Source organism: Trichocoleus desertorum ATA4-8-CV12, assembly GCA_019358975.1.
In the GTDB taxonomy this organism is placed as follows: domain Bacteria; phylum Cyanobacteriota; class Cyanobacteriia; order FACHB-46; family FACHB-46; genus Trichocoleus; species Trichocoleus desertorum_A.
Map to the genome: position 1 here is coordinate 37435 of JAHHIL010000041.1, position 14364 is coordinate 51798.

The window sequence follows — 14364 nt, forward strand, 5'->3', positions numbered from 1 at the left end:
ACTGAAAGCTATGGCAAGAACTGGCGTTGGCATTCGAACCGCTCAAGCACGTTCTGAGCGGCTAGAGGGGCAAATTCATGTCTACGATGGAGCGGGCAAAGGCAAGTCCCAAGCAGCGCTGGGCGTAGTGTTGCGCTCGATTGGTTTGGGTATCAACAGTTCGGTGCAAACTCGTGTCCTCCTCTTGCGTTTTCTCAAAGGCCCCGGTCGCATGTACGAAGAAGATGCCGCGATCGAAGCTCTACAACGAGGCTTTCCCCACCTGATTGACCAAGTTCGGACTGGGCGAGCTGAGCATTTCGGCTTGGATGACATCACTCGCTTCGATCGCCTAGAAGCCCAGCGAGGGTGGGATGTAGCTAAAGGCGCGATCGCCTCTGGTCTCTACTCAGTCGTCGTGCTGGATGAACTCAACCCAGTGATTGACTTGGGTTTGTTGCCAGTGGATGAAGTGGTCAACACGCTGAAGCACAAGCCAGAGCACATGGAGATCATTGCCACAGGGCGAGCGGCTCCCCCAGCTTTGATTGACATCGCCAACCTGCACTCAGAAATGAAACCTCACCACCATCCCACTGCGGCTGAGCAAGGGATTGATGGCATTGAGATCTACACCGGAGCTGGCAAAGGCAAGTCCACCAGCGCTTTAGGGAAAGCCTTGCAAGCGATTGGTAAAGGCATTAGTCAAGACAAATCTCATCGCGTCTTGATTATCCAATGGTTGAAGGGTGGCTCTGGCTATACCGAAGATGCCGCGATCGCCGCGTTGCAGCAAAGCTACCCTAACTTAGTCGATCATCAGCGTTGCGGTCGAGATGCGATTGTGTGGCGGGGCCAGCAGCAAGAGCTTGACTATGTGGAGGCCGAGCGAGGTTGGGAGATCGCTAGAGCTGCGATCGCTTCTGGTCTATACAAAACTATTATTCTGGATGAACTGAATCCGACTGTAGATCTGGAGTTGCTGCCAGAAGAACCGATTGTACAAGCGCTGTTGCGTAAACCTCGCGACACCGAAATCATTATTACAGGGCGTTGCAATAATCCTCCAGCCTACTTCGATCTCGCTAGTGTACATTCCGAAATGATTTGCCACAAACACTATGCCGAGAAGGGAGTGGATCTGAAGCGAGGCGTAGATTTCTAACTAAAACTCAGCAGTAGGAGCGATCGCAAACTCAGCCTGAGAACTGGTCTCTAGGGGCACATTGCCACGAAGCTGCGAGAAAATTTGATAAGCCTCTAAATTCCGCTGCTGATAACTGTTGGGAGTCTCAGAGTCAACTTTAACCAAGTTGTATTCTACATCTTCAGCATAAACAGTGAAGATGACGCTAAAGACCTCCAAAAAGTGGATGACCCATTGGCAATCTTCTTCGTTTAAATTCTCGTAGTATCTAATTAAATCAGCAATGCAAGATTCCAAATGAGTTCGAGAATTCTTACAAATTAAAATTATTTTGAGCAGCAAAATGACCAACGTAATTGGGCTCTTCTGCATCACAAACAAAGCGAATAGAGAAGTCGGTTCTTTACGATTTTCAGTGGTCAAGCATTCAATAACTCGATTACAAGTTCTGAGCAGTAAAGCATCATCTATCTCTCGCTCATCATAAATTTCATACAAGGACTCTAAGCTATCAAACAAAGATTTTTTCACCGATGCTGCTAAATCTTGGTTACTCATCGAGTAAATTAAGTATTTCTTCAAACCCCGTTTAAATTCGTAATAAGACAGCTCTTGCGTTTGCTTTAGAAAAATATTGGCTAGATTCGTATAACTAAACACACATTTCTTGGCAACCAATCTCTTGATTAATAGAAGTACTTCATCCCCCAATAAAGTTGGGTTCTTCAATGGATTTTTTTGAACCACACTAGATTGAGAGCGGGCAACATATAAAGCCAGATCTCGTTTATACTGCTCTTTTAATTGTCTGGACAACACTCTGGCTGTTTCTCGCTGCTCAGCTGAGTTTGTAGTATTCACAAACTGAGAGACTAACAAATAAGACGTATAGCGACGGCTCCAAGGCTTTTCTGGTTGAAAGGTACAAGCAGAAACGAATAATTCTAGCTCTTGATAATCACTGCTTCCAATGAACTTCTCTAGCCAATAATTGAGGCGAGTTAGGATTAGAGAAGCTGTTTTGCGATTAAACTTAATCTTGGGAAATAAGCCAACTAACTGTTGAATCGCCTGATAGTTTTTGCTGGTATTCCAGTTGTTAATTAGAATGTAGCAAGAGCGTTTAAGTGTGTTGCGAAACTCCTGCTCATCATTGGACACAATAATTTGATATAGTGCTTGGTTCACTTCAGAACTAGTCATATTAACTGAGTGGACAAACAAGCTTTCAAACTCCGTTAAAGCAACCTCTGGAGAACATTGCTTGACTGTATTGATCAAGAACTCATAGATGGTTTCCTGAGCGTGCTCAATTCTCTTTGTAGAGGGCTGAAAATGAGGTTCAGGATGGTAATGCTTGACTGGAGGCTCTTTGATTAACATAAGGGGTCAACAGGGAACGGGAATTTGGAGTGGCTCGGCACAGGACGACTAGGGAACTTTTGCCAACCAACCTGCATCCAAGTCAAAAACTGATTTACTTGGGTGCGGTGGCTGCTCCAAATCTTATGGGTTGCCTGGAGACAACCTCGTGATTCAACCCTGGTAGAGACCGCGAAACTGCTCATAGGTTTGTATGATGAAGCGCACCTGATGTTAGTGACTTTACTGAGGTAGTCAGTGTGACGTATTCTAGAGACAGACGTGACTAAAATCACTAAAACTAAAGCCAGTGTAGCGAGTCGATCGCGATCGCCCAATCACTGATATAGGTTATTTATTCAAATTTTCGCCTGAGCTTTACTAGGTCTTGGCCAGCTTCACCAAATGTAGCAATGCTAACATTTTTGAGGTTAAGCTTTCCGCGATCGCGATCGATCACTGAGGAGTTAAACCACAACACCATTTCGTACTTTTCCGGTTAACTCCCTCTGAGAGCTAACGGCGCGTTACGGTCTTCATGGGTTGTGGTCTTTTATTCAGACCAATGCCGCACGACGCTCCCCAGTTCCACAGTATTTAGATGATCTAGGGTAAAGGCTTTACGCAAAAGTTCTGGAGGTACATATTCGTCATATTTTTGGAGCCTGGGTATTTCATCTGGCCCCAGTAATTCCTCAGCCACTAGTCTGCCATCCGCGAGCGCAACAATCTCGCAGAGCAAGTTTTCCAGCTTGGCTTTGCCTAGTTGCACAGTGAAGAAATAAGGCGATCGCCCACCCACACTTTTGATTTTTAGGGACTCTCGGCAGCAGAGCTTCAGGTATCGCTCTAGGGTGCGGTAAGCCGTGGTGCCTAGCCAAGGAAAAATGCAACAGCTGCGGTCGTCGAGTTGTAATAAATGGTGGCGATCGAGTTCTACCCGTCTAGCCCATTGCCGAGCGGTTTGCAGTCGCTCCTTCGCACCCGGTTGCAAATAACGATACTCGGCATCTTCAAACAACACTTGGCGCATGCGCTGTAAGACTTTGGTATGCAACGTACCCCCGCCGCCTTGCCAAGCACTACTTGCAGTTCCAGTGCTAGGTTGCACAAATACAGTTTTGGTTTTGTCGTCAATTTCCAATACTTGCCACGATCGCCCCGCTAGAGCCACGCGATCGCCTATATCCGGCGGCAGCGCAATACTCCCAATCGTTGTCGTCCCTTCTTGCACCGTATATTCTTCACTATCGGGAAAAGTAGCGTAAAACTTGAAGCTCCGCACAATTCGCTCACCTGCCAGCCCCACAATCAGGGTGCCTTCTGCGGTTTTTTGAATATGGTCAATCTCAATCAGGTGGCGCAGGAGTTGACGAAACTCTTCTGGAGCGATCGCTCGAAAAGTAGGCAGCGTCAACACTTGCTGAGCCAAAGCAGCAGGGGACAACTCTCCCAAAGCGACCAACGTGCTCATGGTTTGGTGGTAGAGCAGGCTCAAGGGATACTGCAACGGTTGAATCGGTTCAATCCAGCGTTCTTCTAGATAAAGCTGAAGGATGGCGATCGTTTGTAGTAGTTGCCAGGGAATCTGATCGGGCAAAAATTCTGGATCAGCGATCGGATCTTCGACACAGACAAAGCGCATATCCGCAGGCGTGCCCCGTCGCCCCGATCGCCCTAGCCGTTGCAGAAAACTGGCAACCGAAGGCGGAGACTCTAGCTGAATCACTCGCTCCAATTGCCCAATATCAATCCCCATCTCAAAAGTTACGGTTGCTGCCGTCACCGCCGGAGTGGGAGCCCGCATCGCATCTTCTGCTGCTGCCCGTAAGGTGGCGGAGATGCTGCCATGATGCACGTGGTAAATATCGGGCAAACCCTTAGCGGTAGCGACTTGGCGGAGAGTGGCGATCGCTTCTTCGGCAGCGGTGCGATTGTTGGCAAAAATCAGACACTTGCGCGACTGCGTTTGGTGGAACAAGTAATTTTGGTAGGGACTAAACGCTGCGTCCCGATTGTCTCCTTTAGCCCGGATTGGCTCTGAGCGGTAGAAATGTTCCAAGGACAAATGCAGGGTACGTTGCCCCATCTTTACTTCGGGCGTGATCACCGATTGCTGAGTGCCCGATCGCAACCAATCTTCAGCTAGGCCATAATCTCCTAAAGTCGCAGACAAACCAATCCGACGCGGCAGATTTCGAGTCTGTTTTGCCAACCGAGCCAACTGGCAGAGAATTTGACAGCCCCGTTCCGAGCCAATAAAGGCGTGAATTTCATCAATCACCACAAACCGCAAATCACCAAATAAGCGATCGAGATGTTTGCTCTGGTTAATCAACAAGCTTTCCAGCGATTCCGGCGTAATTTGCAGCACACCTCTGGGATGTTTCAGCAGCTTTTGTTTCTGGCTCTGCGCCACATCTCCATGCCAAGCCCACACCGGAATATCCGCTTCTTTGAGTAAATCGTTGAGGCGATCGAACTGGTCATTAATCAGCGCTTTGATTGGGCCAATATACATTGCACCAATCGTTTTGGGGGGTGCCTCATGCAGCAAGGTCAGCACTGGCAGAAATGCCGCTTCAGTTTTGCCTGCTGCCGTCCCCGCTGCAATCAACAGATGAGCATCCGTCTCAAAAATTACTTGACAAGCTTCCGCCTGCACTTGCCGTAAATCAGTCCAGCCGTGGCTATAAATGTATTCTTGAATAAACGGGGCTAAGCGGTGATAGGCGCGATCGCTCATACAAATTCATGAGTTTGGGCTAGTAACCTACCCTACCCGATCTGGCTACTGCTGTTGAAACTGACTCAATAACCAAGCCCCCACTTGAGCTTGATCCATCTGGCGGCTCATTTCTAAAGCTTGGCGCAAAACCGCGATCGCCAATCCTGGTAACACTTTAGATTCGGTAATTCGCCGACTGCCACCGTCTGCAATTTCAAATGCTAAAATCTGCCGCTTCTCAACATCCACCACCCAGTATTCAGGAATCGCCAAATCTTCGTAGAGTAAACGCTTTTGGCCTAAGTCATCGTTGAGGGAAGAATCAGCAATCTCAATCGCTAAGTCTGGAGGAGGAACAGTCGCCAAATCTGCGATCGCACTACCTTGAGGCGCGAATTGAGCGCGATCGCCAAAATAATACGAAACGTCTGGCTGAACTTCGCGAACCCCTGTTTGTCGGTAACTACAGTTGGTTAATCCCTGCAAGGGAACTCCCATGAGGGTGCAGTACAGATTAATCGCGAAAATAATCAGGGTATTGACGCTGGCATGATCAGGCCCAACTCCCACCGTTTCAACCCTCATGCGTCCGTTGTCATAGTACCCCTTCGCCTTCGCATAGGCAGGGTCTTCCGTGACCTGAACGTAATCCTCCCAAGTGGCTGACACCCAAATATCAGTAGGAATCTTAGTTTGTAGGGGACTCATTGACGCACTGGGATAACTGGGCAGTTTTGAAACACAATTCTCTTAACCTATTCTATTGTCGAGATTGAACTAGGTAAGATATCAGTAGCGTTCAAGAGCAATCGCCGTGACTCTAACGACTGCAAAATGGACTGTTAACGATTACCATCGCATGATTGCGGCAGAGATTTTAGCAGGGCGGCATGTGGAGTTACTCAATGGAGAAATTGTAGAAATGGCTCCTGAAGGAGAGACCCATGCTTACTGTAGCGATGAAGCGGGAGAATATTTAATTTATTTGTTAGGAAGTCGGGCCAAAGTTCGCCAAGCGAAACCGATTACATTGCCTTTCAGTAGCTCGGAACCAGAACCTGATCTTGCTATTGTGCAGCGGTTAGGACGGGGCTATCGAGAACATCACCCCTACCCAGAAAACATCTTTTGGGTAGTTGAATATTCTGACTCCAGCTTGAGCAAAGATTTGGAAATTAAAACTAGAATCTACGCTGTCGCAGGAATTCCAGAATATTGGGTAATTAACTTGCAAAAAATGGAACTAATTGTATTGCGATCGCCCACTGATGAAGGTTATCAATCAAAAGAGGTCATGACTCAAGGCGTGATTCATCCACTCGCTTTTCCGGACATTGCCGTTTCAGTTCAGCGGTTAATAGCGAGTTAGGACTGAGTAGAGCGATCGCCCTATTGGATACAACTAGCGCTCAAGGCAGCGACCGCTAGAGGCTTTATAACATCCCAAATGGCTTTAGTCAGTCCAGCGCATCAAGGTTGTTATGCTGTGCTTTTGCTTGAAAATACTTTACTTCATAGCGAATACAGTAGCCACCCATTGTTGGTTGATACTCACCAAGTAACTGATCCAGGGTGATTCTTCGCTTTTGCTTGCCGTACATACCCATAGCTTCGTTGAATCGATAGTAGTAAACACGTCTGTCGATTGTGGTGTCAAATAGATAACTCAATATTTTCTCAATACGCTCTCTACAATATGGGTCATCAAGAAAACAATAAAGAACATTACATATTAAGGTTCCATGCCGTGCATGGCGAAAAATATCAATATCCCATCCATAGCCAGGGCGACTCCAAATCTCAAGCAAATCCCTCTGAATTTTTTCTGGATTAGCATTTGATTTGAACTCAAAGATGAAGTATGCAGTCAACTTAGACCTACCTCAATATCACTGATGTACGTTAATAAGTGAGGTTAAATAAAACGTCTCATGCCTTTAGCTATACTTGCAGAAAAACGATCGCTTCTCACTACTTGGCAATAGTAAAAGCGATCGCTCGACTCATCAATTCAACCTAGATAGCAACGTTTTTCAACTCCGTCGCAAGCAGAGATTGTTGCCGCTTTGGTCGTTCAAACAGTTGCCATTGCGATCAAGAACCACCACTGAGGTAACGCTCGGAAATTGCTTCAATGTGGCAGTAATTGAGCTTTTAATTCTGGCATCATCCCCAATGCCATTGGATACTACTTGCTTGCAGAATTGCAGCCTAGCAACCCCTGTAGAAACAGCAAGCTTAAAGTTTTGACCACAGTTAGAGTTGCCTTGCAAATTGACTGGAGCCGTAAAACCTTGTTGTCTTTCCTGAGTAGTTGGGCCTGCAATCAACTGCTCAATCGCAAACTGCGCTACACCTTGAGTTTGGGTGCGTCGCACCACAGGAGCAACATAAGAGAAGTCTTGTTGGCTGCGGCTTGTGGAGAAAAATACTTTAACTTGCTTGGGAGTGGTTGTAGCTGCAATGGTCGTTGGTGCCACGTTCCCAACAGGTTTAGCTTCTGTCGGACGGTTGTCGTAGAGGCTAACTCCAGCAAGGGTGGCGATCGCTAAACAAGAGAGGAGAGAGTTACGTAAATTGAACATGTGTTTGGGCAAGTATTGTCAGATTGCTGGGAGGTAGCTTCAACTTGCGATCGCTTAATTCCTCAAACCCTCTGCTATTGATTTTCTTGAAAACTATTACTGTTCCATTTCAGTTCTCATTAAACAACTGAGGGGGCGCAACTACTCTTCTCTGTTAAGTAATGGTAAAGATGGCTAGCCCTTTGAAAAATAGGGAAGTCTATAGGAAATAAATTCGGGAGATCAACTCTGTGAAGAAGGGTGACCATATTTATGTTGGCTTGGGTTCCTTGAAACAACATGGAATCTATATTGATGAAAGCTTAGTAATCTACTGGACAGATCGGAATTCAAGAAGTGGTCAAGTCTTCCAAGATAGTCTTGCAGATTTTACTCAAGGTAAAGAACCTAAGACTAGAAAATACTCATGTAGGTGTATTGATCGAGAAAAGACGATTGAGAAAGCAAAATCAAGGCTTGAAGAGGAAAAACTTAAGTACAAATTTCTCAATAGTAAAGATTTCGCTATTTACTGTAGAACTGGCTTGAAAATGGGCGATCACATCTCTGCTGATTATGATCATGTCTTTCATCATGGAATTTACTGTGGCAATGATGAAGTTATTCACTATGTCAACGGTATAGAAATTCGCAAAACTCCATTATCCAAATTTGCTGAGACACAAAGAATTTATATCAAGAGCTATCACAGATCGTTTTCACAGAGTAGGGTTGTGAAGAGAGCAGAACGAAGATTGGGAGAACGGAAATATAATCTTGCTTTTAATAACTGTGAGCACTTTGCTACCTGGTGCAAAACAGGAAAGTCAAGGTGCGAACAAGGCGAGAAGATCATTTGGACGGGTGGAAAAGCTGCTGAGTACGGGATTGAGCTGGCTGTGAAAGAAGCTGAGACAACACAAAGAAAAATTAAAAGAGAGGTTTCACAGATTCAAGAACAAGCCGCCAGAGAAGCTCTCCGAATAGGAACGAAGACAGTGAAAGAAGCTGATCGGCTCAAAAAAAATATAGAAAAGGGTGCCTCCAAAGTACTCAAGAAGTTCAGGCTTTGGTGAAATTAATTGACTCTAATTTTGATTGATTTGAAATAAAAATTTAGAGCTTTATGTTAGGGAAGATCCTGTCCAAATTAAGCGATCGCTCAGCAAAATCAGGAAGAGTGACTGATTCATTGCGGAGTACAATCTGTTGCGATCGATAGCCGAAATTGCCTTGAGTGTCTTGATAGGGTTGGCTGTAGCGTTCTAGTTGATTCGCAACCAGATTCATGATCCAGTAATGATTAATTTGGGCTTCGGCGTAGAGCGATCGCTTGACCATTTGGTCATAACCTAGCGTTGAATCAGAAACTTCAATCACTAGCAAAATATCAGTAGGTTGAGGATGGGCTGCCAGATAATCATCCGCTTGACCTCGCGCAATGACAATATCGGGTTCCGGTTCACTATTGCTTGGTAAAATAATCGGCTCTTGACTACGAACGACTGCGCGATCGCCCACTAATCGATCTAATTCGCGAAAGAGTTTTGTATTGCAAACTGAATGAGCCGTACCCTTCGCGGCCATTTGAATGAGTTCTCCTCGAATTAACTCCACTCGGTCATCTTCTGTTAAGAAGCCGAGTTCAATTAGACGATGATACTCCGCGATCGTGAAGCGCTTTGGCGTAACCAGTGTCATCAAAAATTGCTCCTTAGCTCCAGTTAGTAGTGTAGCTAGCAACTGGTTTTTATATCTGGATACAGCGGTTCATCATTTTCATCAAAAAGAACGCCAAAATTAATACATCTAAGCCTATCAAGCTCAAATTGTAGTTCTAGCCAGACCTCTGTAAAGGTGTAAGATTCAAAACTACCGAAATCTTCAATCTCAAGCTCTGTGTTTACACGTTGTGATACAAAATCAACGACCTCTCTTTTACGGCTACCCAGAAGCTGCTGCCCAAATAAAGTGGCTTGAGGGTTATTCACCTCTATCCAACCAAGCCTATAATTCCACTCGGACTCAAGCTTCAGGATCAGTCGAGCGTCGAAGTATTGAATAAAGCGATCGCCGTAGTCATCTGGGTAACTTTTGTCAGGCAAACCAAGGATATGACTAATTTCATTTTCAGTTATGCCAAACAAAAGCTTTCCAATACCTTCGCCTAAGCGAATTTCCATAACATTTAGATGTGTTGAAAGCATGTTAAGTGCCTACCTTACCTATAAGGTAAACTCAGCGAATTCTCCGGTTTCGTCTACTTTGGTGTCTTTGCCTGAGCGGGAAGGTTGGAAATTAGTGCCGCCGAGCAATTGAGTGAGGGAGAGTTTGGGGTTTTGGTGGAGGAGGTTGAGGGCGCTGATAAAGTCGCGGACAATCTCGCCAGGAGTGAGTAGGGCTTCAGAGCCTAAGCGATTAGTGATTTCTTTGAGAAAGGCTTGTAGATCGCGGTTGTTCAGGGAAGCTTGGTAAGCGTAGTGAGCGGCATGAACTTCTGCCAAGCGTTGTAGCAGTTGGAGGATTTCGGCTTGGGTTAAGGGTTCTAGGCGAATTACGGGGCCAGAGGTATCTTGCAGACCTGGCTGAGCAAAGCGACTTTGAGCAGTACGGCGTTGCCAGGCGGGGTCGCTGTAGAGTCCTCGGCGGGAATCTTCGAGAAACTGTGGGGTGCCACCGATGATGATATTTAGATGCCCGACTCGACCTTGCACGGTGTCGTTGAACATTGCCAACAACTTGTCGTAGTTGTTCTGGCGAGACCCCGCGTGGGTGATTTTATAGAGATGCACCGCTTCATCTAGCAGCACCAGCAAGCCTTTGTAGCCAATCCCAGAGACAAACTTGGCAAACAGTTTGATGTAGTCATACCAAGTTTCATCATCAATAATCACCTTTACGCCCAAGGCGGCTTTAGCGTCGGATTTGGTCGAGAATTCCCCTCGCAGCCAACGCAGGGCAGAATCTTTTAGGGTGTCGTCGTCGGTGCGGTAGCCACGCCAGTAAGCGATGATCACGCTGGCAAAATCGAAACCGTGAACCAACCCTTCTAAGGTTTGCACCACTTCGCGGATTTTGACTTCTACCAAGTCATCAAAGCCTTCATCTTTGGGGCGTTTTCCGCTTTCTTGCGCCACTTGAGTTAAGACACCGCTAATCCAACGCTCTAGGATGAGGGCGATCGCGCCGCCGTCTGGATTGGTTTTCGTGGCGATGTTTTGCATCAACTCGCGATAGGTGGCGATACTTTGCCCACTGGCTCCTGCCAAACGGCGTTCGGGAGACAAATCAGCATCAGCGACCACAAAGCCTTGCTCCATCGCCTGGTTGCGGATCAGTTGCAGGATAAAGCTTTTACCAGAGCCGTAGCGACCCACGACAAACCGAAAGGCTGCGCCACCTTCAGCAGTATTTTCCAGGTCTTGCACCAGGGCCTTGGCTTCCACTTCGCGACCCACAGCAATTTGCTCTAGACCAATTCTGGGAACCACTCCTGCACCCAAAGCATTGATCAAGGCTGTGGATACCCGCTTGGAAAGTTTCTGCTTTGCCATGTGTCTGCACTACGTTTGGTCAGGCTGATGAACTAACTTTTCTGTCTGTTAACTGTATCGCCAAACTCTAATGGTTTGATCGGCGCTACTGCTAACAAATGTATTGCTATCTGGTGCAAAGGCGATCGCACAAATCTTACCTGTATGTTCGCTCAATGTCGCCAGCAATTCTCTCGACTCTAAATCCCAAACTTTCAACGTGCAATCTTCACCACCGCTGATTAAAAACTGACCATTGGGGTTAATGGCAACGGCTGATACTTGGCCTTTATGCAACGCCAGACTGGAGCTAACACCTGGGCCTAAATCCCAAAGCTTGATGGTCCCGTCTGCGCCTCCACTGACTATCGTTTTACCGTCGGGGCTAAATGCCATTGAGCAAACTTTGCTGGCGTGAGCAGGAAGCGAGTTGAAGGCAGTTCTGGTATCTAAATTCCAGAGGTGGATCGTGCCGTTTTGGTCGCCACTAGCCAGGATGTCTTTATCAGAGTGAGGGCTGAAAACAACTGAGGTGATGAAGCCGTAACCACTGAGGGTTTGCAATAATCTGCCGCTTCTGATGTCCCACACTTTAATGCTGCGATCGGCACTGCCACTGGCGAGCCATTGCCCATCCGGGTTAACGGCGATCGCATTTACAGCGGTGGTATGTCCGGTGAGGGTGCGGAGTAATTCGCCTGTCTTCAGGTTCCAGACTTTAATTGTGTTGCTGCTACCACTGCTAAACAACAGCTTGCCGCCGGGATGCATCGCTAGAGCATAAATTGAGCCAGAATTTTTGGGCTGGGAAAGGGTTTGTACCCACTCTCCTTTCAAGGCCCAAACTTGTATTTTGTTGTCACTGCCCCCACTGACTAAGGTTTGGCTATTGGGGCTGATCGCTAAAGCATTGGCTCCAGTCTCAAAGATTACTCGACATTTCCAAGTGCCAAGTTTAGGAGGTAATGCCGCGATCGCTACTGGTACATTTGTCACCTCAACATCAATGGTGGTAACTGGGAAGTTTTCTCGCCCCACAACCGCGATCGCCCGCTGCAAATACTCCTCATAGTCCTCATAAATTTGAGGAATCAGTGAGGAGGTTCCAGGCTCAAAAATTAGATCGTCAATGATGGCATCTGCCTTTTCATTAATCGCATCCACCAGTGTTTGCGGCATGGTGGGTACGGCATCAGCAATCTGTCGCAGTTCTTCTGGGTCTTGTCGCAGAATCGCTTCTAATGCCCAATACTCATAGTCTGAAAGTTGATTAATCAGTTCGTGCCATTGGGGAGCTAGGAGTGGTTCCTCATCCTCAGCCTCAGATGACTCAGTCGTAGGAGCTGGGAGTTCCAGCGGTAGCGCGATCGCCGGAATTGTAGATTCGACCGTTACCAGTTCCCCTGGTTGCGGTGCCCGACTCGCAATCTGGGTTAGCAGCGTTTCTAGAGAGGTTTCTAGCTCCCGCCTTTGGGTTGTAATCGTTGTGAGTAAGGCTTGAATCTCCGTTTTCAGGGGTTGTAGATCGATCGCATCCACTAACCCAGCAATTTCCGTCTTCAGCGGTTGCAGATCGAGGGTTTGGATTTCCGATTGCAATGGCTCCAGGTCAATCGCGGCAATTATAGTTTGGATTTCTGATTGCAACGGCTGGGTATCAATCGTAGAAATTAAGGCTTCAATTTCTGATTTCAGGGCTTGGACATCGATCGCAGCCAGCAATTCTTGAATCTGCGATTTCAACAAAGGTAGGTTGATCGCAGCGACGAGAGCTTGAATCTCAGCTCTGATTGGCTCTACATCGATCGCATCCACTAATCCTGCAATTTCTGACTTCAGGGGTTGCAGATCAATTGTTTGAATTTCTGACCTTAACGGTTCCAGGTCGATCGCGGCAATGAGAGTTTGGAGTTCCGCCTGCAACGACTGTATATCAATCGTAGAAATCAATGATTCAATGTCCGATTTCACCGCTTGCACATCGATCGCAGCGACTAGGGATTGAATCTCTGCTTTCAACTGCGGCACGTTGATGACTGACACCAGTTCTTGAATGTCGGCTCTAAGTGGCTCTAAGTCGATCGCTGCTAGTTCTGCTAGAGACTCATGTAGGGTTTGCCGCGATCGCTCCAGCCTTTCGATTTGCGCTTGTAAGTCCTGGGTTTCTGCGGCTAATAGCTGCTTGCTCGTTTGCAGGGCAGCTACATCACTGTGGAGCCGAAGTTTTTGCGCGGTAAACTCAGCAATTTGAGTTTTGAGTTGACTCAGTTCTTGCTGGTGCTGACCCGCCTCCACCGCTAAACTTTGCCGCGCATCAGTTGTGGTGGCGATCGCTTGTTGCATTTCTGCTTCTTGCGCTGCTAAACTCTGGACCCGATCTTGCAACTGTTGGAAGCCAAGTTCTAGTTGCTGCTTACGACCTTCTAAAGTAGCGATCGCTTGACCTAATTCTCGATCTTGCTGTTGCTGCTCGGCGATGCGAGTTTGAAGCTGATCAAGGTCTGCTTGCAAGAAGCTCAAACTGGTTTCGGCTTGCTGCTTGTCTGCGGTTGCGGTTAAGAGAGCTTGCTGGATTTCTGCTTGCCGTTGCTCGTAAGCTTGCAACTGTCCCGCGATCGCCTGCCCTTTGAGTTGGGCTTGCCGTTTCTGGCGATCGTCGATGGCTACTGCTCCTGCGTAGGCACCTGGCGCGATTAATCCTGTGAGGAGCGATCGCTGCAAGTTGCGCTCAGCCAGAAAGCTCAAGCCAAAGCTAAGGCCGAAAGCGGCTGAACCGATGACAATCCGATTGACTAACATGCAAGCTTCTTGGTAATTCCGTCTGGGTCAATTTTGTCTCACTGTCTGATATCCCATGCAGTCGCATCAGGAGTGAGTAGCAGTCTCAAAGAAATTTACAACATTCTCTACACTTCTCTATCTACGTGACATCCTCCCCTCCTAACCGCAAGCGGTGTAGAAAGGGCTTCCCAACCTCACGATTGAGAATTGCTGCTTCACAGGACTCGTAACCGAGTATCCTCCACAGCCAGAAACCGTTAGTCCCAACGG

At 47.2% G+C, this 14364-nt stretch carries 12 protein-coding genes; 3 read left to right on the forward strand and 9 right to left on the reverse strand.

Annotated features, from left to right (window positions below):
- The first annotated feature begins 10 nt into the window (after positions 1-10).
- Positions 11-1144 (forward strand): cob(I)yrinic acid a,c-diamide adenosyltransferase, encoded by a 1134-nt coding sequence (locus KME12_21140; protein ID MBW4490293.1) that lies wholly within the window; start codon positions 11-13, stop codon positions 1142-1144.
- Here KME12_21140 and KME12_21145 read toward each other — a convergent pair whose 3' ends face one another.
- The 3 genes from KME12_21145 to KME12_21155 all read right to left on the reverse strand — a co-directional run bounded on the left by KME12_21145 (position 1145) and on the right by KME12_21155 (position 5924).
- The gene (locus KME12_21145) at positions 1145-2509 is read right to left on the reverse strand and encodes a hypothetical protein (GenBank protein ID MBW4490294.1); all 1365 of its coding nucleotides are present in this window, start codon (positions 2507-2509) and stop codon (positions 1145-1147) included.
- A 532-nt stretch (positions 2510-3041) separates the two neighbouring features.
- On the reverse strand, positions 3042-5234 hold the full coding sequence (locus KME12_21150) for a DEAD/DEAH box helicase (protein MBW4490295.1): 2193 nt from the start codon (positions 5232-5234) through the stop codon (positions 3042-3044).
- A 45-nt stretch (positions 5235-5279) separates the two neighbouring features.
- A complete protein-coding gene (locus KME12_21155) occupies positions 5280-5924 on the reverse strand; it encodes a Uma2 family endonuclease (protein MBW4490296.1) in 645 nt (214 codons plus the stop codon).
- 106 nt (positions 5925-6030) lie between these two features.
- Here KME12_21155 and KME12_21160 point away from each other — a divergent pair, with 106 nt between their 5' ends.
- Positions 6031-6585 (forward strand): Uma2 family endonuclease, encoded by a 555-nt coding sequence (locus KME12_21160; GenBank protein MBW4490297.1) that lies wholly within the window; start codon positions 6031-6033, stop codon positions 6583-6585.
- Positions 6586-6673: 88 nt separating this feature from the next.
- Here the strand turns inward: KME12_21160 and KME12_21165 are convergent, their stop codons facing one another.
- Together KME12_21165 and KME12_21170 are read right to left on the reverse strand one after the other, a co-directional pair.
- Positions 6674-7087 (reverse strand): hypothetical protein, encoded by a 414-nt coding sequence (locus tag KME12_21165; protein ID MBW4490298.1) that lies wholly within the window; start codon positions 7085-7087, stop codon positions 6674-6676.
- 162 nt (positions 7088-7249) lie between these two features.
- On the reverse strand, positions 7250-7801 hold the full coding sequence (locus tag KME12_21170) for a GerMN domain-containing protein (protein ID MBW4490299.1): 552 nt from the start codon (positions 7799-7801) through the stop codon (positions 7250-7252).
- Positions 7802-8031: 230 nt separating this feature from the next.
- On the opposite strand from KME12_21170, the gene KME12_21175 reads away from it, so the two are divergent.
- The gene (locus KME12_21175) at positions 8032-8856 is read left to right on the forward strand and encodes a lecithin retinol acyltransferase family protein (protein ID MBW4490300.1); all 825 of its coding nucleotides are present in this window, start codon (positions 8032-8034) and stop codon (positions 8854-8856) included.
- Between the two features lie 40 nt (positions 8857-8896).
- Here KME12_21175 and KME12_21180 read toward each other — a convergent pair whose 3' ends face one another.
- Genes KME12_21180 through KME12_21195 form a run of 4 tightly spaced genes read right to left on the reverse strand, consistent with a single transcriptional unit; the run spans position 8897 to position 14112 of the window.
- A complete protein-coding gene (locus KME12_21180; protein MBW4490301.1) occupies positions 8897-9481 on the reverse strand; it encodes a Uma2 family endonuclease in 585 nt (194 codons plus the stop codon).
- Between the two features lie 35 nt (positions 9482-9516).
- The gene (locus KME12_21185) at positions 9517-9963 is read right to left on the reverse strand and encodes a hypothetical protein (GenBank protein MBW4490302.1); all 447 of its coding nucleotides are present in this window, start codon (positions 9961-9963) and stop codon (positions 9517-9519) included.
- A gap of 42 nt (positions 9964-10005) precedes the next feature.
- Positions 10006-11334 carry an ATP-binding protein gene (locus KME12_21190; protein ID MBW4490303.1) on the reverse strand — a complete coding sequence of 443 codons (1329 nt, stop codon included), beginning with the start codon at positions 11332-11334 and terminating at the stop codon, positions 10006-10008.
- 48 nt (positions 11335-11382) lie between these two features.
- Complete coding sequence (locus KME12_21195) at positions 11383-14112, reverse strand: hypothetical protein (GenBank protein MBW4490304.1); 2730 nt, start codon at positions 14110-14112, stop codon at positions 11383-11385.
- Positions 14113-14364 lie beyond the last annotated feature (252 nt).

Bases quoted from the DNA above. Each gene is read 5' to 3' on its own strand.
- KME12_21140 (MBW4490293.1), top strand. From the start codon at position 11: ATGGCAAGAACTGGCGTTGGCATTCGAACCGCTCAAGCACGTTCTGAG.
- KME12_21145 (MBW4490294.1), bottom strand. From the start codon at position 2,509: ATGTTAATCAAAGAGCCTCCAGTCAAGCATTACCATCCTGAACCTCAT.
- KME12_21150 (MBW4490295.1), bottom strand. From the start codon at position 5,234: ATGAGCGATCGCGCCTATCACCGCTTAGCCCCGTTTATTCAAGAATAC.
- KME12_21155 (MBW4490296.1), bottom strand. From the start codon at position 5,924: ATGAGTCCCCTACAAACTAAGATTCCTACTGATATTTGGGTGTCAGCC.
- KME12_21170 (MBW4490299.1), bottom strand. From the start codon at position 7,801: ATGTTCAATTTACGTAACTCTCTCCTCTCTTGTTTAGCGATCGCCACC.
- KME12_21180 (MBW4490301.1), bottom strand. From the start codon at position 9,481: ATGACACTGGTTACGCCAAAGCGCTTCACGATCGCGGAGTATCATCGT.
- KME12_21185 (MBW4490302.1), bottom strand. From the start codon at position 9,963: ATGGAAATTCGCTTAGGCGAAGGTATTGGAAAGCTTTTGTTTGGCATA.
- KME12_21190 (MBW4490303.1), bottom strand. From the start codon at position 11,334: ATGGCAAAGCAGAAACTTTCCAAGCGGGTATCCACAGCCTTGATCAAT.
- KME12_21195 (MBW4490304.1), bottom strand. From the start codon at position 14,112: ATGTTAGTCAATCGGATTGTCATCGGTTCAGCCGCTTTCGGCCTTAGC.